The 23,190-nt window shown below is 43.7% G+C and carries 20 protein-coding genes and 1 pseudogene; 16 read left to right on the top strand and 5 right to left on the bottom strand.

Annotated elements, in window-relative coordinates:
- Nucleotides 1–8: 8 nt before the first annotated feature.
- Nucleotides 9–239, bottom strand: a complete 231-nt coding sequence (locus ACFQZR_RS13745; RefSeq protein WP_379346699.1) for a hypothetical protein — start codon at nucleotides 237–239, stop codon at nucleotides 9–11.
- Here ACFQZR_RS13745 and ACFQZR_RS29005 point away from each other — a divergent pair.
- The 7 genes from ACFQZR_RS29005 to ACFQZR_RS13715 all read left to right on the top strand — a co-directional run bounded on the left by ACFQZR_RS29005 (nucleotide 219) and on the right by ACFQZR_RS13715 (nucleotide 5,141).
- On the top strand, nucleotides 219–407 hold the full coding sequence (locus ACFQZR_RS29005) for an ArdC-like ssDNA-binding domain-containing protein (protein ID WP_483874914.1): 189 nt from the start codon (nucleotides 219–221) through the stop codon (nucleotides 405–407). The genes ACFQZR_RS13745 and ACFQZR_RS29005 overlap by 21 nt on opposite strands.
- Nucleotides 408–656: 249 nt before the next feature.
- The gene (locus ACFQZR_RS13740) at nucleotides 657–2,078 is read left to right on the top strand and encodes an RCC1 domain-containing protein (RefSeq protein WP_379346697.1); all 1,422 of its coding nucleotides are present in this window, start codon (nucleotides 657–659) and stop codon (nucleotides 2,076–2,078) included.
- A 454-nt stretch (nucleotides 2,079–2,532) separates the two neighbouring features.
- On the top strand, nucleotides 2,533–3,003 hold the full coding sequence (locus ACFQZR_RS13735) for a HEAT repeat domain-containing protein (RefSeq protein ID WP_379346695.1): 471 nt from the start codon (nucleotides 2,533–2,535) through the stop codon (nucleotides 3,001–3,003).
- 53 nt (nucleotides 3,004–3,056) lie between these two features.
- A complete protein-coding gene (locus ACFQZR_RS13730) occupies nucleotides 3,057–3,395 on the top strand; it encodes a hypothetical protein (RefSeq protein WP_379346693.1) in 339 nt (112 codons plus the stop codon).
- Nucleotides 3,392–3,979, top strand: coding sequence for a hypothetical protein (locus ACFQZR_RS13725; protein ID WP_379346691.1), 588 nt, complete (start codon nucleotides 3,392–3,394; stop codon nucleotides 3,977–3,979). Before ACFQZR_RS13730 ends, ACFQZR_RS13725 begins: the two co-directional genes overlap by 4 nt.
- Nucleotides 3,980–4,574: 595 nt before the next feature.
- Nucleotides 4,575–4,760 (top strand): methyltransferase domain-containing protein, encoded by a 186-nt coding sequence (locus tag ACFQZR_RS13720; protein WP_379348841.1) that lies wholly within the window; start codon nucleotides 4,575–4,577, stop codon nucleotides 4,758–4,760.
- Between the two features lie 192 nt (nucleotides 4,761–4,952).
- The gene (locus ACFQZR_RS13715; protein ID WP_379346689.1) at nucleotides 4,953–5,141 is read left to right on the top strand and encodes a hypothetical protein; all 189 of its coding nucleotides are present in this window, start codon (nucleotides 4,953–4,955) and stop codon (nucleotides 5,139–5,141) included.
- Nucleotides 5,142–5,548: 407 nt separating this feature from the next.
- Here the strand turns inward: ACFQZR_RS13715 and ACFQZR_RS13710 are convergent, their stop codons facing one another.
- Complete coding sequence (locus ACFQZR_RS13710; protein ID WP_379346686.1) at nucleotides 5,549–6,019, bottom strand: VOC family protein; 471 nt, start codon at nucleotides 6,017–6,019, stop codon at nucleotides 5,549–5,551.
- A gap of 164 nt (nucleotides 6,020–6,183) precedes the next feature.
- Here ACFQZR_RS13710 and ACFQZR_RS13705 point away from each other — a divergent pair, with 164 nt between their 5' ends.
- The 5 genes from ACFQZR_RS13705 (at nucleotide 6,184) to ACFQZR_RS13685 (ending at nucleotide 12,654) form a co-directional block, all read left to right on the top strand.
- On the top strand, nucleotides 6,184–6,618 hold the full coding sequence (locus ACFQZR_RS13705) for an Lrp/AsnC family transcriptional regulator (protein ID WP_379346684.1): 435 nt from the start codon (nucleotides 6,184–6,186) through the stop codon (nucleotides 6,616–6,618).
- Nucleotides 6,619–7,832: 1,214 nt separating this feature from the next.
- On the top strand, nucleotides 7,833–8,543 hold the full coding sequence (locus tag ACFQZR_RS13700) for a response regulator transcription factor (RefSeq protein WP_379346682.1): 711 nt from the start codon (nucleotides 7,833–7,835) through the stop codon (nucleotides 8,541–8,543).
- A gap of 4 nt (nucleotides 8,544–8,547) precedes the next feature.
- Nucleotides 8,548–9,627, top strand: coding sequence for a sensor histidine kinase (locus ACFQZR_RS13695; RefSeq protein WP_379346680.1), 1,080 nt, complete (start codon nucleotides 8,548–8,550; stop codon nucleotides 9,625–9,627).
- Nucleotides 9,628–9,984: 357 nt separating this feature from the next.
- Complete coding sequence (locus ACFQZR_RS13690; RefSeq protein WP_379346678.1) at nucleotides 9,985–10,815, top strand: hypothetical protein; 831 nt, start codon at nucleotides 9,985–9,987, stop codon at nucleotides 10,813–10,815.
- A gap of 1,305 nt (nucleotides 10,816–12,120) precedes the next feature.
- The gene (locus tag ACFQZR_RS13685; protein WP_379346676.1) at nucleotides 12,121–12,654 is read left to right on the top strand and encodes a hypothetical protein; all 534 of its coding nucleotides are present in this window, start codon (nucleotides 12,121–12,123) and stop codon (nucleotides 12,652–12,654) included.
- Nucleotides 12,655–12,834: 180 nt separating this feature from the next.
- Here the strand turns inward: ACFQZR_RS13685 and ACFQZR_RS13680 are convergent, their stop codons facing one another.
- A complete protein-coding gene (locus ACFQZR_RS13680; protein WP_379346674.1) occupies nucleotides 12,835–13,041 on the bottom strand; it encodes a hypothetical protein in 207 nt (68 codons plus the stop codon).
- Between the two features lie 205 nt (nucleotides 13,042–13,246).
- A complete protein-coding gene (locus ACFQZR_RS13675) occupies nucleotides 13,247–13,525 on the bottom strand; it encodes a hypothetical protein (RefSeq protein WP_379346672.1) in 279 nt (92 codons plus the stop codon).
- Nucleotides 13,526–13,864: 339 nt separating this feature from the next.
- Here ACFQZR_RS13675 and ACFQZR_RS13670 point away from each other — a divergent pair, with 339 nt between their 5' ends.
- A complete protein-coding gene (locus ACFQZR_RS13670; RefSeq protein WP_379346670.1) occupies nucleotides 13,865–14,281 on the top strand; it encodes a hypothetical protein in 417 nt (138 codons plus the stop codon).
- A gap of 493 nt (nucleotides 14,282–14,774) precedes the next feature.
- Here ACFQZR_RS13670 and ACFQZR_RS13665 read toward each other — a convergent pair.
- A pseudogene (locus ACFQZR_RS13665) lies at nucleotides 14,775–15,335 on the bottom strand (chromosomal replication initiator protein DnaA); the annotation flags it as partial.
- Between ACFQZR_RS13665 and ACFQZR_RS13660 the strand changes: the two are divergent.
- From ACFQZR_RS13660 to ACFQZR_RS13650, 3 genes are all read left to right on the top strand, one after another.
- The gene (locus ACFQZR_RS13660; RefSeq protein WP_379346668.1) at nucleotides 15,320–15,844 is read left to right on the top strand and encodes a VOC family protein; all 525 of its coding nucleotides are present in this window, start codon (nucleotides 15,320–15,322) and stop codon (nucleotides 15,842–15,844) included. The pseudogene ACFQZR_RS13665 and the gene ACFQZR_RS13660 overlap by 16 nt on opposite strands.
- A 282-nt stretch (nucleotides 15,845–16,126) precedes the next feature.
- Nucleotides 16,127–22,423 (top strand): Ig-like domain-containing protein, encoded by a 6,297-nt coding sequence (locus ACFQZR_RS13655; RefSeq protein WP_379346666.1) that lies wholly within the window; start codon nucleotides 16,127–16,129, stop codon nucleotides 22,421–22,423.
- A 533-nt stretch (nucleotides 22,424–22,956) separates the two neighbouring features.
- Nucleotides 22,957–23,190: LptM family lipoprotein (locus ACFQZR_RS13650; RefSeq protein ID WP_379346664.1), on the top strand; the 234-nt coding region annotated here is incomplete at its 3' end.

The raw sequence follows: 23,190 nt of genomic DNA, 5'->3' as shown, positions 1-23,190 counted from the left end.
AGAATGCATTAGCACCTCAAAAACCCGCTCGCTGAGCGGGTTTTTGGTATGTTATCGATAAGCTTCATTCCTTGCGAGTAGGCGTCAATCGGGTACCGAAGGAGGACGTGTCCAAATACGGCATCGTCTCCTCCGTCAGGGCGAAGTGCGGCACGCATGTCGCCAATGGGCTCGTAGAAAAGCCCGCGCCCGAGAACGCGCCTTCCGATTTGGCCATCATGGGCCGCTACGTGCTCCAACGACCATCTTCCCCGTGCTGGAGAAGCTGGAACGCGGCGCCGGAGGCGAATTCCAGCCGTGCACCGACACCTAAAATTTATGATATGGTCACTGAACGGATTATCAACCTATTGGAAAAAGGTATTGTCCCGTGGCGCAGACCTTGGAAAGTAGACACGTTAAGCTGAAGCGTATTACAAGTAGGGCGAAATTTTGTCCTTAAACCGCTCAGTGGGTGCGGAAAGAATTTTGTTACGCTAACGGGCAGCATAGAGCAACTAAATTTATTCAATTTCGTAAAAATAATAGGGTGTTGGATCGACCGTTTGAATGCAGTAAATTAACATTTATAACGCCTGGAGTTGGTCGCGAGCATGGACTTTTTTACATTTAAGGTCTTGCGGGTGCATGTACTCATTTTAGTTTCATGCTGCCTATTGTTATTGTTACCAGATGTTGTTGGGGCGGAGGAAGCAGGATCAAACGAAGTGGCAAAAGCGGATGATTTACGCTTTTTAGTGGCAACCCAAATCGAGGCCGGTGATGAAGCAGCTTATGCTATTGGAACGGATGGTACGGTATGGGGATGGGGCGGGGGGTATGGATCTCTAGGACATGGGGCAACGACGCCTGCCTTTCTTCCGGTGCGCATACATATCGAGAATGTTCGGCAAATCTCTAGTGGTTACCGGCACACCCTCTTTTTGAAAGAGGATGGAACGGTATGGGCGGTCGGCGGAAATGAACACGGACAACTTGGTATTGGTAGGAAAAGTGACGGTGAGGAGTTGTTTACTGAACCGGTGCAAGTACTAGGGCTGACGGACGTTCTTCAAGTGGCCGCTGGAGACAATCACAGTCTGGCCGTTAAGCGAGATGGCACCGTCTGGGCTTGGGGTGGCAACGAGCAAGGGCAACTCGGAGACGATTCGAGGAAGAACGGCTTGCAGCCGAGAGTTGTGGAAGGCTTGCCTAAAATGAATAGCGTCGCAGCAGGCCAGTATACGTCTCTTGCGCTAGGGAACGGCGGCGAGATTTGGGTATGGGGCATGCAAACTTTCGGTCCGAACGACATCTTCCATATTCGCAAGCCAACCCAGCTTCCATCCGATAGGGAATTTAAAGCGGTAGCTGCGGACTCGTTTCTGGGAGCTGCGCTCGACAGCACAGGCGCCGTCTGGGTTTGGGATAACATCAATTCTAACTGGAAGAAGGCAGATCTTCTGCCCGTCCGGATTCCTAATCTGAATGATGTCGTCTCCTTTACGACAAGATCAGCGGTCGATGCGAAGGGCTCGGCATGGAACTGGCAGTATGATAATGGAGTTATCCGCCAGTTCAAGGCACTTGCGTTGCCGACTAATCAGGCTAAGGTCATCTCAGAGGGCAGCCGCAATATTTATGTGCTTATGCGTGACGGGAGTATCTATTCGACGGGGTTTAATCAATTCGGTCAAACAGGTCAAGGCACACTCGACATTGAAATTAAGGATTTTAGACCAGTCCGCAAGGCGGCTGCTATTATTTTGAACGGCGAAAAGATGGAGCCTGCCGTGCCACCGCTTATCTTGAACGAAGTAACATACGTCCCTTTACGAGGCGTTCTTGAAGCGATGGGCGTCAATATCCGATGGGATATCCCTAGCAGATCCGTGATAGCAGACAAGGACAATAAGCGTATTGTCTTCAATACGGTAAGCGGGCAAACAATAGTCGACGGGAATGTCGTGCAACTCGATGCTAAGCCTGTCTCCGCACACGATAGTTTGCTTGTTCCGTTGCGATTCGTGTCAGAAACACTTGGCACTAAGGTAGTTTGGGACGCAGCAGATTACTCGGTAGAAATTAAGACGTCGTGAAATCGTCAGCCCGTTCAACTAACGGGACACTATAGCTTAATAAAATAACAAAAACGCGGCAGATTAGTCACACAAACGCTAAACTGTTTACTGGGAACATAAACAAGTCATAAATCATAACGAGCGTGAAGGAATTAAATTAACTTGGCGTACTTTCGAACAATTGAAAGAAAGGCCCTTATACCCCGAAGGGATATTGGATTTCCTCATTGAAAGAATGGAATCTGTATCTCATCTAGTAATTAGAAAAAATTACGATGAAGAATAAGAACGGATCCATATAATCCACAATGAATACTAGCACTGTGATTGCGCTAACGGGACACAAGAGTTGAGGAGCGTGCTTGAGGCGGCTCCTTTTTGATATGTTGAAGTAACGGGCAGGTTAGTGCAGCAATAAGGTGTTACCTGTTACAATTAATAAAGATGCATTTTAAAGGAAACAGGTGGTCTTATGAATAATCCGGCTCTGAATCTTGATAATGAAATAAAATCCTTTAAGAAATGGGCAGACGGAGTAGCTGTTAAACATGGAGAATGGGAAACCGATTACCTTCATTGGGATAAGATTTACCTTGCTGTAGACGAAGTGTTAATACAAGTGCCTATTGATGAATGGAATGCGGATGTTTATGAGTTAATACTCTACACATTGGCAAGAGATAACGAGTGTGAAAATGTAATACAGGCACTAACTGAATACCCAAGCGTTATAAAAAGCCTTGCATATAAAGCCTTAATGTATGAGGATTATGAAGCACGTTGGCAGGTAGCCTACGCACTTGGAGAAATTGCGGATATAGATAACAACGTTGATGAACTTTTAAGAATGTTTTTACAAGATAAACACGAATACGTCCGAAGAAGAGCTTCGTTTTCGATAGAGAAAAGGATAGAGGACGATTCAACTAACGGGACACGATAGTTAAACGATACATGGAGTAGATTGCCGCGGCAGCAATTATGAAATAACAATGGTTGGACACTCAAAGGGGGGGAGCAGAAGCTCTTGCAAATGCAGTTACTACTAATACCAATGCGATTACATTTAATCCTGCTATTCCATATCCCAATGTATATGATTTACTTAAGAAGAAATATAAAGGAAATGCTACAAATTATGTAGTAAAGGGTGAAATATTAAATTATGTATTAGGAACAGCATCCGTAGGAAAGACAGAATACTTACCAATTCAACACAAGTGGACGACGTGGGAGTTTTTTACAAGAGGAGTCGATGCGATCGTGAAAAAGCGTATTGAAAATCATTCAATGGATTCAGTAATTAATGCCCTTAAGGGAAAAGGGTATTCATGAAAAAAATACTGATTATTGTAACTGTTTGGGGATGTTTCTTGTCGTTGGCAACATTTGCTGTTTTTAATTTGCCCTGGTTACTTTTGTATGTTGGAATCAATTCACTACCAAATCCGCCACAACCATCCATCACATATGGAGAATTTCCTTTTAAACTGGTATATGAAATTGATGGAAAACAGAGAGTGATTGAAGATACTTTGATTTGTGAATATGATGGTCTTGGAAAGAATGAAGGGATTGGGAAATACATTAAGTGGAAGAAAAGTTATGCTAGTGGGAATTCTCAAGTATTACTGCTAAATGCTAATAATGTTAAAGGGATTATGTATGGAAAAGAAGAGGTAGTAAATCAGGAAGTATATTATGACCCAGGTCCATCTGAGTATTACATGGGAGATGATGAATATAAAGGGTATGAACCATCCATTCCAGATGCATCATTTTTAGAGAAATATTCACAAGGGAGAAGTGTAAGTGGGGTTATAAATGCTAATGAACTACTCGAAAAATTTCATATTAAACTAATAAGTTGGGAATCTAGTCCTCCTATTAAGAATACATTTATTGAATCAGAAAAGTAACATATTATTCTAATGCAGAACAGCCTACAACGAGCAAATATGCCTGCAAGCTATTATATGTATCATGAGAAAGCTGGTTAATATCATCTACGCAATGATGAAGAAAAAATCAGCTTATGTGATGCCGACGATTCCAAGAGTGCAAGCAGGATGATATAATTGGTGGTAATTGGGAGTGTTCTTCCAGTTACCACCTTATTTATTCTAAGTTCCGCTTTATAAACTAGGACCATGGATTAAACTAACGGGACACTATAGCTTAATAAAATAACTAAAACGCGGCTGCCGGCATAGATCGGCAGCCGCGTTGCGCTAACGGGCAGTTTACAACTAATGATGTTTATAATCACATCAAGAGAACAAGTCATTTGTTTTTTGAAACTGCCTAACTTACAGCTTCGTATGAACAATAAATGAAATGTCCATTGTGTTTTGTAAAAGAAGATCCATGAACGGGAGGAAAAATATATGAAAAAAATAGAACCGTACAAGGGGATTGCGGGTATGTATGAAGAAATAAGGCCATCATATCCTGATCAATTAATTCAAGACGTGATCTCAAAATCGGATTTGAAATCTAAGTAGATTACTTGAAATTGGTGCGGGGACTGGAAAAGCAACAATTCAATTTGCAAGTAAAGGATTTAACGTTCATGCAATAGAGATAGGAGAAGATATGGCCGAAATCTTAAAAGATAAATGTGCCGACTATCCCAATGTTACATTGGATGTTGTATCTTTTGAAGAATGGGATTACCCTAACGATCAAAATTTGAGATGATTTATTCTGCTCAGGCCTTTCACTGGCTAGATAAAAATATCAAATATAAAAAATGTCATGAATTACTAAAGGATAATGGTTATCTTGTTTTGTTTTGGTATGCTCCGTATGATGATAAATTATCTGTTACTAACGAAAAAGAAAATAAAGTGAATTTTTGATTTGATTGAAAAGGTAGAATACACACAAGAGGTGAGAAATAATCCTAGTCAGTATTTATTGGCCAAGAAATCGATTCCAGAAGTCGCCTCTATCCTTGATGGTTTAGATAATAAAATAATTGAAATGATGGATAATGAAATCGAAGAAGTTATAAATAGTTACGTAGGATATGTTAGCGGACTATTTAAATTTACTTTGTACATAGCTAAAAAGAAATGAGCTGATTCCAACCCAACATTTACGAGGGCGTTTGGAGACCTCAGTATCCAGGTGCGTTACATAAATAGCGAGCCAATAGATCGGAGTAGTAGCGGCCTCAACCGCAGATCAACTGCAGTTGAGTCGACTCGTGCCCAATTTTATTGAACTAACGGGACACTATAGCTTTATAAAACTAAGACGCGGCTACCGACATGGATCGGTAGCCACGTTGTGCTAACGGGCAGTAGACTTCGGTGTGACCTGGGCAACCACGTTCGCGATAGTCAACCCGTATGGCTGTTGGCCACAACATACCACTTGGTATAAGCTGGACGGACGCCCTGTAGACTGGTGGAGGTTCGGTGCATAGTTTATGCGTCTCTCAAACACCACGTGAGGAGGACTAGATAGTGGTTTCATGTTGTTTACGCTGAACCTACCGGTATCCTGTTGGACAAATCGAAATTTACATCTTCAATAAATTCGATGACCTCCCCATTGGGACTGTGAATGAGCGCGTTCGTGACGAGTAGTGGCGGCTCGCCGAGCGATAGGCGCGACGGTTCAACGTAAGATTGGGCGCCATGCGCAAGTGCTCTCTGGTACATTTCCTCGACATCATGAACATAGAAAGCGAGATGCAATAGGGCGCCGTGGGCTATCTCATCATCAGACATAGCTTTCTTTCCTTGGGCGGGAATGACGGCATCATGATCGAAAATCTCAAGACAAGTTCTTCCGTCAGGCGAGACCAGCATGGTGGCTTCACGGATTTGGAAGGACGGCAGGCTCCAGTGGTGACCCGTCTTGAACCCTAACACTTCCGTATAGAATGCAATCATTGCTTGATAATCTTTGGCTTGAATCGCCACATGGGACAGACCTTTGATGCTCATCGTTTCATTCATCCTCCTTTATACTCATGTATTAATTATATTAGGATGAAGTCGTGCGATGAATGCGAAAAGTGAGGAGATTAGCGTATAATACATATTAAAAGTAAGGTGTTTTAGGCAAAAAAAATTATTATGTAAAATCCGTGTCTGGAGGTGCAGATGGTATGGAATATTTGATCGATGACGTGGATCGTAAGATCATGCAATTGCTGCAGCGCAATGCACGCATGCCTGTTTCACAGATCAGCAAAGAAGTGTCGATGTCTCAACCATCCGTGAAAGAAAGAATCTTGAAGCTGGAAGAAAGGAATATCATTGACGGGTATTCTGCCGTATTCAATTTGCGGAACCTGAGCAGAGGAACAACGACGTTTATTCTTTTCAAAACGGAACATTGCCAAGACATCGTCGATTTTTGTGAGAACGCAAAGGAAGTAACGGATTTATACCGCATCAGCGGAGAATATAACTATCTGATCAAAGTGCAAACGACAACCATTGAGGAGCTCGCCCATTTCCAGGACGCACTGACTAATTTCGGCGTATCCAAGTCGCATATCAGTATGAAAAATATAATAGAGAACAGAATTTTACTCTAAATCAAAATGTTCAATATGAAAACACGAAGTCGAGCTGGCGAATCCGCGATTGTTCAGCGATCATTTCGATCTTCGTGAACTTGCCATCCACAATCTTGAGCTTGAGTACAAAGAAAGCATTTTACCAAGAGGGAGAAACGATTACGCCGACAGTTCCATTCACGAGCATCGGCCTTGCCCCCTGGGGACGACCAGCGAAGCCCTTGGCCACAGCTTCCGCACCGAGAACAACTGGCCATGCTGCGACTGGTGGAAATGCAGGGTCTTGGCGGAGCACTTGTTATAGGTATAATTATCTGTATTGCTGGACTTGTATTGTTCTATTTCTATTATAATAAAACAGTTGATTGAACTAACGGGACACTATAGCTTAATAAATATCTAAAACGCGGCTGCCGACATAGATCGGCAGCCGCGTTTCACTAACGGGCAGGATAGCGCGTAATAGCAGGAAAAAGGAATCCAAATCCTGAATAACTAAGTAACTGATGAAGGGAAGGGTTTATCTCCGATCACGATTCCCTATCGTGTCATTAATTATTATGAAAAACTGAGGTGATTATTGTGGGAGAGTTACTTTCACGAATGAAACATAAGCACGGAAGGATAATTGATGGAAGGCAACATTTCTGGGATGTAGAGAAATTATGGGAGTTATCTAAGAACTTACCCGTTCATAAAATCAAGATTGATTTAATAAAGGAACTTGATCAGGATTGTTGGTTTACAGATAGTAGGAGTACACCAATTCCAACTATACGCAATGTTGCGTTTCATTGTCAGCGGATTATCAACGCAAACATGGAATATCCCATATTATTATGTTCAGATGGATAATTAATTGATGGGGGACATAGAGTTGCAAAAGCATTAATTGATGAAAAAAGTGAAATTGATGCCGTGTACATTACATTGCCGACGGCGGATGTGATTCAATGAAGAACTCTAGTTCTATAAAGTTGCCTGCCCCAAAAACTGAATTTGCTTTGTACATCAGCAATAAACCGTGACATCGAGATTGTAATGATTATGCTAATGGGACACGATAGCTCAATAAAGACTAGGGAGGTCGCCAAATAAAACGAACGCATAAAAAACAAGCATCCAGCTGCTTTAAAGGGATGTTTGCTTTTTGTCTATGCTAGGATTCCTCGCAGAGGTGTACTTATTTTCGCGGACTTCAAATGTTTTTTATTTCAGAGGAGGTTGGAATCGTGCGGAATGAAGCGATATTAGTGGTCGATGACGAAGAAGGTATACTGATTATGCTGGAGAATCTTCTTCGAAAAGAAGGGTATATCCATATTACAAAAGCCGGTTCAGCTGCTGAAGCACTCCTGGCTGTGCAAACGACAAGGTTCGATATGATTGTTCTGGATGTCATGCTTCCGGATATGGATGGATTTTCTTTATGCGTGGAGCTACGTAAAATCATAAAAACCCCCATTCTATTCCTAACCGCTCGCTCCAGCGACTTGGATAAGCTTCAGGGTCTGTACCTTGGCGGAGACGATTATGTAACCAAGCCGTTCAACCCGATGGAGGTTATTGCACGGATTCAGGCTCATTTAAGACGGAGCTCTTTGTATGCGTCCGACGGTTTAAGCGCCGAGGATGTATATCAGTACAGTACGTTTACGGTTAACCGAACAACCGGGCAGCTGATCGTGGGCAATGTGGATACGCCTTGTCCGGCCAAAGAACTTGAACTTCTGCTCTACTTTTGCAAACACCCGAACCGGGTATTCACAGCCCAGCAATTATACGAGCAAGTGTGGGGCACCATGGTGCTGGGAGATGAGAAGACGGTCGTCATTCATATCTCCAGACTCAGAAAGAAGCTGGAAGTCGATCCGACCGACCCCCAACTGATCGTTACGCTGAGAGGGATCGGTTATAAGTTCGTTCCGCCCATGGGAGGTTAAGACAATGAACTTTATGCTTCGTATCGCGTTGCAACTGCTGGCTTTCTTTTTCTTGTTTGTTTTCATGCAAATGACCACGGCCATGACGGTCCAGTTTTTTTGGCCGCAAGGGGTTACGAACCAGAACGCTTTAACGAATGATTTAAGCAGCGATCAAATTTATGTGCTGGTCTTGTGCTCCATCCTTTTCCTTCTAACCCTGCTACTAATCGGCTGGTACCTGGGGAAACCCGTTTATTTCATCATTGTTTGGATCAGACGTCTCGCAAGAGGCCAACACGATTTGCCTGTACGCTGGGATGAGATCCACTCCCGCAAAAGCGGAAAGTTGAAAATTCCGTATGCAATCTACAAGGAATTGTTCGAGCATCTGCAGATGCTTGCGAACACGCTCCAAAGAAACGAGAAGGAGCTGCAGGAGTCGGAACAAGCGAAACAAGAATGGATTCGGGGGATATCGCACGATTTAAAAACACCGCTAACCTACATATCCGGTTATTCCACAATGCTGATCAATGCGGAGTATCAGTGGAGTGAAACGGAACAGAAGGAATTCCTGTCCATCATTCAGCAGAAAGCGGCTCATCTGCAAGAGCTGGTGCAGGATCTCAATGAAACGATTCAGGGACAAATCCCTTTAAAAGCCGTGGAAATGGATATCGTTGAACTTGTACGCAGGACGGTGGCGGATGTCAGCAGCGCGCCTTGGGCGACCGGTCACCATTTCATGATGGATGCGGAGCCTGGTCAAATTTCGGGATCTTGCGATCCGAAGCTGCTGACGCGCGCAATCCGCAATTTGCTCGTCAACGCCGTTGTCCATAATCCTGAAGGCACCAGGATCGCGGTTCGTATTTCACAGCTTCATGACCGGGCGTCGGAGATCCGGATTGAAGACAATGGGATCGGATTCAGCCAAACGCTTGATAAAAACGATTCGACCGTAAAATCCTCCGAACGTTCGGGTCTTGGACTGTCCATTGCAAAGCAACTAATTGAAGCCCATAGCGGAGATTTGATTGTCACCAGCAAGCCAAACGAAGGAACTTCACTTTCGATCAGGTTACCACTAGCGCAAAGTTAGTGTGAAGTTTGTTTTCCGTTTACCTCCAGTTTACTTGCACTCCCTATACTAAAGGAAACGTTGTAAAAGGAGTTGTGATCTTTTATGGATCCCGTAAATTGGAATACTGCATCCCATCCCGTGAAGATTGGGTCGAAGGCTTCAAAATTACGCTGGTGGAGGCGTTGGCCGGAATGGGTCCGGCACGCAGCGATTGTTTGGACGCTCATCTATGGCGTGCTGGGATTGTATTGGTCGCTTGGAGGCTCAGCCTTTCCATTCGGCATGGAGAACGACCCGCATGCGCAAAATCTGTTCTTAAGACACGCCACAGCCGAGGCCGCAGGGTGCGTTATCGCTATTCTCTGCTTTCTTGGCGTGATAGCGCTTTTCATATGCAAGTACAAAGCGCGAGGTTTTATCCGAGGGATCCTGATCCTTTATGCCTGGAGCGCTGCAACGATTCTCTGCTTTGTAATCCCGGATAGCCGCTTGCTTGTTACAGTGGCTTACACGCCCATTAGCTTGATTGGGGCGATTTTTTTCAAGTTACCGGTACATTATTATTTCGATCACATCACATGGCCGGTGATCAACCAACTCATTAGCATTGCGGGCGGTTGGCTATGGGCGGGGACGGCATTGTCCTTCCAACGGAAGTCCATTAACGCTTGCAGCTATTGCGGACGTAAAAGCGATGCGATCCGTTGGATGGCTTCCGATTCCGCGGTCCGGTGGGGAAGGTGGATAACTTATGTGGCGATCCTTGCTCCGGCTTACTACGATATTACCCGCATAGCCTGGCTGCTTGGAATTCCTTTAGGGGTTACAAAGGAATTTTATCAAAGCCTTCAGGATTCAGGGGCGGTATGGGCTGGAGCGGGCCTTGCCCTGGTATCGATCAGCGGCGCCATGCTTATACACGGGCTTATAAAACCTTGGGGAGAAGTCTTCCCCCGTTGGATTCCGTTTATGGTCGGGAAGCGCGTCCCTCCTGCTCTGGCCATCGTTCCTGCCGGGTTTGTCTCTATCCTGTTTACAGTTACCGGCACTGGAGCTGTCCTCGATTTCTCTTTTAGCAATTTACAGAATTGGGGAGCATCAACGCCGCTCCTGCTGTTTCCGATTTGGGGAATCGCGCTGGGGGTCGCTACGATTTTCTATTATTACCGGAGGCAAGGGCGCTGCCATCATTGCGGTCTAAAATAGAATAAGAAAATTTGATTATCCAACTAACTCAGGATAGGTTATGGTTTTTGACAAGACGCAACATTAGGCTAGTCGATTGAATAGCTCGCTCTTTACCTCGCGGCGGTTGAAGTGATTACAGAATTCATCCTAATACGCTTGCAAGAGCTTCGAGTCGGTTATTGAAAGAGTTGTTAATATTGCGCAAAGTATAACGTAATCGGAGTACGACAAAGTTTCGTTTGCTAAGCTAACGGAAAAGTACGACAAGTTCTGCCATAAGCACTATAGCGTGAAAAGCAGGAGATTAATGATTAATCAGTAATCTTAACTTTGCAACCGAGGATGGGAATGACGGAACCATGTTTCCCGAAACCATTCCGCCAACTCCTGCATGCGTCATGTCTGACAGGACTTGGGGTATGAAGTTCAGGTGGATTCGGCAGAACGGAGGCTAAAACCACCCTTCGGGAAGGATACCAACGGATATGCCGCGGCTGAAAAGCTGGATACGGTGAGAATGTTCAAGTGTAGGAACTGACGAACTTCCGAATGTACGGTCTAAAGTTAGAACGTATGGAAACATACGGACCATCACACGATGGGGTGAGTGGCGTAAAGTAAAAATTTTTTCTATGAAATACGCTATGCCGGACCATGACGGAATTCAGCTCACAGGTCTAGAGGAAGCACCTAAGTTCAGAACGGATAGCTAGGTTGCTAGGGACTGTGCGCCATGTCGTGCACAATAAGAATTGTTCGGTCACCGGGCCAACGTCCTTGGAAATACGTTGAGAACAACGCCTAACCTGAATCCGAAAGGATGAGGGAATAATAGCATGGCGGTAAAGCGTGGAGGAGTCGAAGATGGTGTAGAAGCAAGCCGCGCAAGTTCTGATCGATATGGTTAAAAGCTATACTGCCTGAACCTGAATGACTAGGGATGGAATGCAACATCTGGGGATACACCGTCTAAATACTCCCTACTTCTCGCATATTCGGAATCAAGTTCCGTCCGAAAAGAAATCCAAGGCGATAAGCCATTGAACAATGAGTTCAATTAAGGTCATGAGTGGGAACCCAAGTCGAGCCATTACGTTCTTTCTGCGCAAAATATGGGATTGCCTAACGGGGGAAAACCCCTATGGTAACGGAGTCTTCATAGTATCCAAAGTGGCGGTTGTAATGATGGCTGCACAGGCGGACTCTAATATGTGCCGCTGGTACTGGCGATAAGTTTTAACTCCGCTAATTTCGAAAAAGGGCTCATTCAGTAATTAAATTTCTTTTCTAAGATAAATTGATCAGGTTGTGTAGGAGGGGAAGATGATGAACATGAGAACGGCAACAATAGATAAGGAAGAGAGCAAAATGAATAGGAAGAGAAACCGATGGCTTTCCTCAAAGGTATGGGGATATACGGCGGCTGCAGTATTACTGCCTTATGCTGTACTGAAAACTCTGTGGGCATTCGGAATCACTCTGGGTTGGTCTGTTAAAGGCGTTTCAGAGCTGCACATTTCTATGCAATCGGGGGATCCTGTCATATATTTCCTTTATAAAAACGGGATCGATATCACCACTCTTCTTGCCTGTATAGCCTCACTGCTTGGACTATCATTGGTACAATCCTGGGGGAGAAAAATAGATCGCCGGTTGATACTTTTGCCGGCATGGCTAGGCGGTGCGGCATTCACTTATTTTGGATCCGCTGGCTTGAATCTTCTTCGTCATGCAGAAATAGGAGATATGCATCTTTGGGTCTGCATCCTTGTATATGGCGGCTTTCTTTTATGGGGTGTAACAACATTGCTGGCAGCCGTGTCATTCCAGTATCGGGTACAGCTGACATACGTGTAAAAACAGCTCATAGGCTAGATTTCGTTTCCAATTACCGGCATTATTATGTGTAACGACCGTTCCGAATCACACTTAAGTACGTTGTGTGTGATTTGGAAAGCTTACATATATAGGACTCTATTTCAAAGTGTATTCGGACAAAAGGACATTCGTTTGTGAAATATACATTCTACTCCGTCATTAATCGATTATGACATCAACAAACTGTCCACCATTTTTTAGTGCACGTTCATGTATTCTTGTCATTCTAAGTGTATCTTGTACGCCCTTTATTTTCCCTTGGAGAAACAGATCGTCATGATCGTCCTGGAGATTCAAATGAAGTTCCTTTAAATATTTTTCAAAATACTCTATGAGGTATTGAATGGATTCCTTTTCTTCACTCATGTCCTGTCACCCCCGATCCTTTAATTAAATTCAGAGAGCTCAGTATATCGCAAAGATCTACCTGAACCTACTGTCGGCAAAAATTCGCGGAATTGACGTGCCCAATCGGCAAGAGTTGTTCTCGAGCTACCTAATCGCTCTGAAATATCAACCATTTAAAACGTCCGCTTTATATCCATCCAATCACCTCCGTCGTTTTCCGTCATCATTTCATCCCATCACGTCGTCCTCGCTCCGTCTTCTTTATACGATCCCGTATATGTCCAACATAGATATGATCTGGATTATTAGGATCAAATTTTCGTTTCATTGCATGTTCAAACTCATCGATTAACATTGCAAAATCCCTTACATTTGGCTCAAGTCCAAACAAACGCTTCATGCCCCTGTCGTGACGAAAAAAAGCTGCCTTTGCTTCTTCACAAGAATAACCTATTCGCTGCAGCTCAATTATCACACCTTGAGCGTAATGTTTTCTCATCATGCGTCGGCTTGTCATCGTCATCCTCCGTCGTTTTCAGTCATTAATTCCAATTATAACAAAACAAGCGATCTATCAAGAAGTCTGGCACCCTCCTGAAGATCGACTGTTTACATACTTGGTAAGATTCGCTTGTTTCAGGCTAGAGTTATGGTCAAACTAGTGTCCAGTGAAAATAAAGTGTTAGACTGACGTTCCGTCATTAAGCTAACGGGCAGGGTAGTTCAAAAGTTTCGAGAATACCCTACATATGGAATTATTTACGAAGTGCGTGAATAAGACGTTATGAAATGCTCGCAAATCAATATAAAACATATGATATGAAAAAATGGAAGGATTAACATGACGAATATTCTAGCATTTACATTTGTAATTATTATGCTTGTTGGTATAACTTTAACAATAATTAATAGAAAGAATAAGGGTGCTATAGTAATCATAGTATTGTGCATTTTCGCGGTCGGTTTGCCGATCTTTTTCTTATTGAATAATGAGTTATATAAACTACATAAAGCAGAAATAAATAGAGTAATAGAATTAAGAGGAGGGAGAGTTGAATCAATTCAGAAAGAAGAATCAGAAAAATCACCATTTAATGGAGCAAGCGGATCGGGAAACACAATTTATGAAATTACATATGAATACAATAATCAGAAATTAATTGCGTGGTATCGAGGAACGAATGTAATGAATGATATTCATGCCAAGCCAAGTAAGGGATATGAAGAGAAATGGATATTTAACGAACTAAATCAGTAACTCAGGGAAGGCAACCACTTCCTATAACACCACAAATGGTCCTGATTTAGAGTAGTTCGATGAAGTCAGACGATTTCCGATAACACCGTATCTACACTGCGGGGGAGGCTAAGTCCGTCGGACACGGCGCATAATGTCGATTAAACTAACGGGACACTTTATCTCAATAAAGACACTACGGTAGCCGCGCCAGTATGACCGACTGCAGTTTTCTAATCTAATGGGCTAATGAGCCAGTTAGGTTTATCTGGATGAGCTCGTATTCTAATTTCTGATAAGCCTGAATAACCTTATACAGAACAGAATACTCCTCATGGGAGAGGGAGGTCCGGATGAAGAGTCATCTTATCAGGATCGGAGGAGATAGCATGAGCTTTCTGGAGATCCTTGCATTGCTCACGCTCCTAATAAAGATCATTGAGTTGACTCAAAAAAAGGACTAATTATTTTGTTCAGTAAATGGAGGGGCTTTTTAATGCTTCCTCCATTTTAAATGATCACGTCCTCCAAATGCTTCTCCAATTTTCGGTAATGAGGAATCTGTGAGTTCTCTGGAGAGGTACATTGCAACCTGCCTCGGAAAGGCCACAGCTTTTGTTCGCTTGCGCTCCTTAAATACTTCAGGTCGCTACCCATAATATTCTGCTACATATTGCTGGATCTTAGGGATTGTCACAACTTGTGGGGGACAGGAGGGAATAATATCATTTAAAGCATCTACTGCTAATTCAACGCTAATTTCCTGGCTAACTAGGGTAGAAAATGCAACAACACGAATGAGAGCACCTTCTAACTCACGAACATTTGTGTTGATATTGCTTGCAATGTATACCATTGCTTCATGAGGAATGTGAATATTCTCTGCCTTAGCTTTTTTTAACAAAATTGCAATTCTCGTTTCAAGGTCTGGAGGCTGAATATCTGTTATGAGACCCCATTCGAAGCGTGATCGTAATCTTTCTTCTAGTGTTTGAATTTCTTTAGGCTTCCTATCACTTGAGATAATAATAGCTTTGCCTTCCTCTAGAAGAGAATTAAATGTGTGGAAGAATTCTTAGTGATGGGCCATGGCTTACTCTTGAAAATGGGACAGATCTTATGTTCTGTGAAACAAAAGATGAAACCAGAATGAAATACAAAGTTGGCGAAGACCCTAATTTTCACATGCCAATGTTAATGTTCCAGGTTGAAGACATAGAAAAACTGCATAGCTCTTTGAAAGAGAGTGGAGCCGAGGTTGAGGAGATTCGAGACAACAGAGGCTGCGGATTGGAGTTTTATTTTTATGATCCAGAAGGGAACAAACATGTTGCATGGGAAATGCAAACCGTGGTTACTAGACAACTGGATAAACTTGTCTTTACTAACTGTTATTTTGAAGGAAGTGTAAGTGAATTCTTGTCGAAAGTATCTGCAAATTCTCGCGGAACATCAAAAAAAGTCAATTTCCTTGATACTAATAAATTAAGGGAAGAGGACCCAGAGGGTTTTCAAGAGGTTATCGATATTTTACAAGAATTTAATCTAAAACATTCAGAATCATTAACTATCATTGGTCTTTAGAAAATATAAAAGTATAAATCAAATTAAACCATTAGAAGGGAATGAACAAGATTTGATCGATTCAGGAATACTCTCCCTTTCCATTGTTAGAAGGGGCATTCAAACAAACTTCAGGGAGAGGTGAGGAAAAGAGGCTGCATGTTCAGTTTCAAGCAAAGGTTGTCCGATGATGCATTTTGGTGCATAAGATAAGGACTTTTTTTTATTATGTTAGGTTAAGCGCTTAACTCATATCTGAGGAGGAACGAGATGTTGTGCTTAAGAAACAAAAAGTGGATAAGCATGATGACAGTTATATCTCTATTGCTCTGCCTTGTTGTACCGAATGGCGTTGTATTAGCGGATGAAGCCAATACGGCTCCTGCTGATTTAGGATTAGTAGGGGAATGGAAGTTTGAGAGTATGGTTGGAGGTGTAACGCCTGACACCTTCAGGAACAATGATATTGTAGTTTCAAAGGCTGCACAGGGAAGCGGTAAATTCGGTAAAGGTCTGCTACTTAACGGATATGACAGCTATGCTACGATACCGAATCATAACTTAATCAACACAGGCAGCGATTTCTCTCTGAGCATGCTTGTTAATTTCGACTCTACGTATACGAATCGGAACGTGGTGCTGGTACAGCAGCAAGGGGGAAGTAACACAACCTTGCTGAAGCGCAGACCCGATGGTCGTATGGAATCATCACTCGGCGGAATAGCCACAATTGGAGCAACTCCAATCGAACCAAAAAAATGGTACCATGTCGCGCTTGTGCGTGAAAGCGGAACGGTGAAGTTGTACGTCAATGGCGCCTTGGACATGACGACAGACAATACACAGATGGACTCGAATACAGGGGAAATCCGACTTGGTGCGGATACATTCCCGGATTCTTCTAATGCGTGGCCTGGATATATCGACGAGGTTCAAGTGTATGACCGGGCATTGACGGATAAGCAAATGCAGCAAGCGCCAGGACTGGTCTGGCCGGCGATTACACTCAGTGGCAGCGCAGATATGACGCTGTCTACCAATGAGGCATATGTTGAAGCCGGAGCAACAGCGACTGATGCTGTAGACGGCGACCTTACAGCTAGCATCCAAACGACAGGCAATGTCGACACGAGTAAGGGTGGTATATATACCATTAAATATACGGTGTCGAGCAGTCGGGGAGATAGCGCAACTAAAGTGCGGACCGTCAAGGTGGTTCCACCCAAGACGCTGTCTCGCGCAAGTCGGATATTGATTGATAGAGGACTACAAATGCAGACATGGATGCCTACAGAGGAAATGGGCAGACCATTCGCAACGCCAGAGGAATGGAAAGGAAGTAATTTTACAACGGCTACTTATTACGAATGGCCTCTTTACAACAAAAGTTTCCATAAAGCTTTACCGGATACGCAATGGGCACTTGTTAAAGGTCTGGACGGAGGTCCCAAAGATGCCGATAAGAATGGGTTTCTCACCCCGGATCAAGCAGCGAATTTAAACAACTTAATTACGCTCTGCTTTGGGGATGAAGAAACATATAGCGAGGATGTTTTGAAGACATTCACGGATTGGTTCAAGCTGAGTCATCAGTTATATCCGAATGTACTTGCCCATAGCAATCAGCAGTCACGTCAGTGGCAGAGAGATAGCTTCGAAACGTACATTAAAACGGCAGAACCTGATTTGCTGACTTTTGATGATTATATGTTTTCGACACTTGGTACGGATAAAAATCTGTTCACAACCGTACTTAACAATATTAATGATCAACGAACAATCGCCTTGGGAGGCTACGATAGAACAGGCCAAAGCCCGATTGCTTTTGGTCAATATTTGCTAGGCTTTAAGACAGGCAAGGAACCAGCTGATGTTGGTCCGTATATTATTACAGAGTCACAAGTGTACGGTATACCATTTGCAACACTAACGCTGGGTGGGAAATGGCTGAGTATGTTCCGCTGGGAATATGATAGCAGGTTTTTCTTATTCTTTGATAAAGATAGGAAGCCTACGCCGCAATATTATCAGTATGCAGAAATGGCCCGCCAAATTAAAAACCTAGGACCGCATCTGGTGAGATTGAACAGTACGGATGTATTTACGGTACCTGGTCAATATAAGGATGCAAGCGGGGACGTTGTAAACAATAAAACACCGAAAGAAACACCTGTACTTAATAAATTTAACAGGCTTACGCACCCTTACTTAAGAAACATGATTGTCAAAAATAACGGCACAGAAAATAACGGACTAAATGGCGATGCACTTATCGGATTTTTTGATCCGCTTCCGGATACGCAATCATTCTTCGGATCAACGGATATGGAATACTTTATGGTTATGAACGGATTGACGACAGGAAACGGACTCCTGCCGGATCAGCAGCACGGATCAGGCGCTGAGACGAAACAAACCATAACAGTAGAGCTGAATTTGGCTAAATATACGCCAGATGCTATTAAACGAGTGAGCAGAGATACAGGCAAGCTGGAGACGGTTGCGCTTAAATCTCTCGGCGGTAACCGTTATCAGCTGAACGTAACGCTGAATGGCGGCGTGGCTGATTTGTTCCAACTGGACAAAACGAAGATCAACCCTAGTTACGTGGCTGTGGAGTCAGCCAGCCTACCTAGTAAGTTAGAGCTCAATCCAGGCGAGACTAGCGCTCTAAGCCCGGTTGTGTCACCTGCTAGCGCTACGGAAAAGGGCGTGGAGTGGAGCACCTCCAACGAGAACATCGCGAGAGTTGACGCAAACGGCAATATTACGGCTGTAGCTGGAGGGAAAGCTTTCATAACAGCTACAACTGTCGATGGTAACAAAATGGCTAGGGTTGAGGTTGCGGTGTCATCAATGGCGATACCGGTCACGGGGATCACGGTAAGTCCTGCGGATGTGACGCTTTATAGCGAGGATTCGGTGAAACTGACAGCATCCATTATCCCGGATTATGCAACGAATAAAGCGTATATGTGGTCAAGCAGTGACGAGACTATTGCGCGGGTAGATCAGGCGGGTAACGTAACTGCCGTTGCGTCAGGTAAGGCTACGATTACGGCTACAACCGTTGACGGAAGCTTTACAGGAACTAGCTCCATTACGGTACTCGATGCATCTAGTGAAGCTTCGATGTCGGAGTTAATCGTTAATGGAGGAAGCGCGGATCTTTCTTTTAACAGCAATATGTTGGATTATACATTCACCCTTAATGCAAGCGTGGATACAATGACGCTGCAGCCTCGGTTGAAGAACAGCAAAGGAACAATAGAAGTAAATGGTATGAAGGTGAACAGCGGCCAATTGATTACAGCCAAAGTTCCACTGGGCAACAGCAAGATCGTATTCGTTACGAAAGCGGTTGACGGAATCACGTCAAAAACGTATACCGTTACGGTGAAACGCAACAAGAACGTTGCGCTTGAAGCGAAAGCCGCTCGTGCGACTTACACGGAGCATGGAACTCAATGGAATATTAATACGAATGATTACACGGAGGGTGAGAATTTACCGTCTGCGATGATTGATGGCAAAGTCGAAACGTATTTCCAAAGCGCGAGAATAGAAGAGTTAAACCCAAAAGGTGAATTTAATCCGGCTCATAAGATTTTGCTGGAATGGGATGAGAATAATCTTCAGGACTTCAATAAACTTGTACTCGTTGTCAACAAAGCGCAGCGACAAGGGTTGACGGTTCTGGACATTACGACGACCGAGGACGGAAAAACTTGGGATGAGTTAAATTCGAACAAATTAACCTGGCAGACTGATAGCGAGGATGAGTACGAGCGTATTACGATTGATTTGGCCGACTATAAAGCGCACTATGGGCCTGATTACAAAGGTATAAGAGGCATTTATATACTGCTGTGGAAAGCCAACTTGAATGAAGATAAGCGTTATGCCATATCCGAGATGGAACTCTACAATGATAAGGATGCGACGGAACCAGTAGCATTGTCGTTATCTGATATTCCGGCAACCGGGGTGAAGGTGAACCCGCCGTCTGCCGAACTTCTTATTCATGGAACGACGAAGCTGACTGCTGTGTTTGAGCCGGTAAATGCGACCAACAATTCCGTTCAGTGGAGCAGCAGTGACGAGCGTGTTGCAACCGTTAACGGAAGCGGTATGGTTACTGCCATAAGTGCGGGAACGGCGATCATAACGGCAAAAGCAGGGGAAGGCGGCCTTCTTACTTCTTCAAGTACGATTAAGGTGATGAATCGAGAAAGTGATGCGTCGCTATCAGCGCTGCTGGTGAACGACGGTAGTACGAATATTGATTTTAATAGCAATAAAACCGAGTATACGATTAACATCGCTCAGGGCGCGGACACCCTAACATTGAAACCTACGATGAGTAAAGCTGACAGTACGATGAAGATCAACGACATTGCAGTTACTGCAAATCAATGGGTCACGGCTAAGGTACCGATGGGTAACAGCAAAATCCATATCGTCGTTACTGCAAAAGACGGAGTAACGATCAAGACGTACACCATTACGGTGAAACGAAATAAGAATATTGCACTTGAAGCGACGGTGGTCAATGCAACATACAACAATCATGGACGTGATTGGAGTGCCACCGATTACGACAACAAGAGCGAGCATTCACCGCTTAAGATGATCGATGGTGACGATAATACGTATTTCCAAAGTGCAAGCATGCCAATATTAAACGCAAAAGGTGAATTTGATCCTCCGCATCGGCTTATGTTGCAGTGGAATAGTGATGATCTCAAAGATTTCAATAAACTAACTTTAGTCGTTAATAAAGCACAACATCAAGGATTGAAGGTACTGGATATTTCGACGACAGAAGATGGGGAGGAATGGCAAGAGACCAAATCTAGCGTCTACCTAACGTGGGAAACGGACAGCCCGGATACTTATGAACGGGTAACGATCGATTTGCCTGATTACAAGGAAATTTACGAGCACGAAGGACATGAATATAAAGGATTAAAAGGTATTTATATATCTCTTTGGAGTGCGAACTTGGATGATACAGACCGCTACGCCATCTCCGAATTTGAACTATACAATGAGAAGGATGCGACAGAACCGATAGTATTGACGGTAAACAATCCTGTGGCAACTGGTGTAACGGTGAATCAGCCATCAGCAGAACTTCTTATTCATGCAACGGTGAAGCTGACTGCGGTATTTACGCCAGCAAATGCGAGCAGCACACAGGTTCAATGGAGCAGCAGTGACGAGCGTGTTGCTACCGTCGATGGGAATGGAATCGTTACTGCGATTGGTGTAGGAACGGCCATCATCACGGTAACGACTGTGGAAGGAAATCATCTTACCGCGTCAAGTACAATTACGGTAAAGCCTGATCCAGTAAAGCCAGATCCAGAAAATCCGTATCCATACTACTCTCCGGTAACGCCACCTACAGTGATTGTAGAAAAAGGCTCAATCAACTTGGTTGTGACGAAGGTAGATGCAGCAACTGGTGAAGCGAAAGCAGCCGTTGTCATTACGGACTGGAATAAGGCAGTTGAAACGGCTTCAACAGATGCAGCTGGCGTCAAAGTCATCAAAATTGACGTTCGGAAAGCAGATGGTGCAAAATCCTATGTCATCGAGCTTCCGAAAGAGGCAATTGCCTCGAATGATGTCAAGACGAGGATTGAGCTTTTCACAGAATTCGGAACAATTAGTGCTCCAGCTACTATGCTGAATTCCATGGATTTGACGGGTGTGAATAGCATTGCGCTGTCTATAGCTGCTGGGGATATATCATCATTGGATCCTGCTGTGAAGACGCAAATCGGTAATCATCCAGTTATCGAGCTTAGCGTCAAAATCGATGGGAAAACGGTTGCTTGGAGCAATCCGAAAGCTCCGGTGAAAGTATCGATCGCTTATAAGCCTACGGCGGAAGAATTAGCCGATCCAGAGCATATTGTTGTATGGTACATCGACAGTACAGGTAAAGCCGTGTCGGTACCTAGTGGCAAATATGATCCGGTAACAGGTATGGTTACGTTTATGACTAACCACTTCAGTAAATATGCGGTAGTTTTCGTCCACAAAACATTCAATGACATCGGTGGCTTATCATGGGCGAAAAAACAAATTGAAGTAATGGCATCCAAAGGAATCATCAACGGAACATCAGAAAACGCATTTGCCCCGAAAGAAACGATAACGAGAGCTGATTTTGTTGCGCTTCTCGTGCGGGCTCTTGAGCTGAAGGCGGATGGTATCGAGACGAACTTCTCCGATATTCCTGCTTCCGCCTATTATTATAAGGAAGTAGCAATTGCCAAGAAGCTAGGAATCGCTACCGGCACGGGAGATGGCAAATTCAACCCGTTGCAGCCGATATCCAGGCAAGATGCGCTTGTACTGCTTCATAAGGCGATGAAGGTCGCTGGCAAACCGATCGTTGACGGATCTGCTTCTGATCTGAATCGTTTTGTCGATAAAGGAGAAATTGCTTCATACGCACTAGATCGAATAGCTGCACTTGTCCATAGTGGCATTGTTAAAGGAGACGGCGTCTCTGTTCATCCAATAGCTACTTTGACTAGAGCTGAAGGGGCAGTCATGCTATACGATATGTACAATAAAGAATAATTTGCTTATCTAATCAAGCTGTTCCTCAGTCATTTTGATGACTTAGGGGCAGCTTTTTTTGTTGCCGGGATGTAAGACGACAAGAAAATGTATCCATTTGAATCCGCTATTTAAGCGGATTTTTTATTTTATGGATATAACTTCTTGTCCTTTTTAAAAGACAAGAAGTTATAGTGTTTTCCAATACTGGACACGAAGAAGATACCCTTTCCACAGTTGCTAAACGATACAGATTAATGTTCTATTTAACATTATACAATGCATATCTATGTCTCAAAATTCGGCTTTCTTTACATGTTCATATCTGAACAATGAAAGTTGCCAAAAACAAGCTTCACGCATAGGCAGTAAGCCTGGATTGTTGTCCTAACAGGGGACGATAGTTGAATGACAGACCATTGTTGAGCAGCCTGCTCATTTTGTTAAGCTAACGGGCAGGATAACGGAATGAATTTCGTCGTTTAGAGAAACCCCGCCACAGTCAAAAAAATTTACAAATGAAGTATAATATCCCTTATGAAAGGAGGGGCGTTGTGAAGAGGATAAACTTATGGATGATCAGCGTAATCACGTTATTCGCGATTAGCGGCTGCCAGGGGCAAAAGACTTCGTTTAAGGCGGATACTTTCTCGGATAAGGATAAGTACATTGTTAGCATACAAAATAGCAAGGCCCTGTGTTATGGCGATTTGAGAGCGAATATTGAGTCGATCATTCAGGACGGTGGCGATAGCGGGCACCCCTTCGTAATGTATCATTCGGGTGTA

The organism is Paenibacillus sp. GCM10027629 (genome assembly GCF_042676425.1).
In the GTDB taxonomy this organism is placed as follows: Bacteria; Bacillota; Bacilli; order Paenibacillales; family Paenibacillaceae; genus Paenibacillus_K; species Paenibacillus_K terrigena.
The sequence above is the reverse complement of the archived record's forward strand: the minus strand, read 5'-3'. Positions and strand labels throughout refer to the sequence as shown.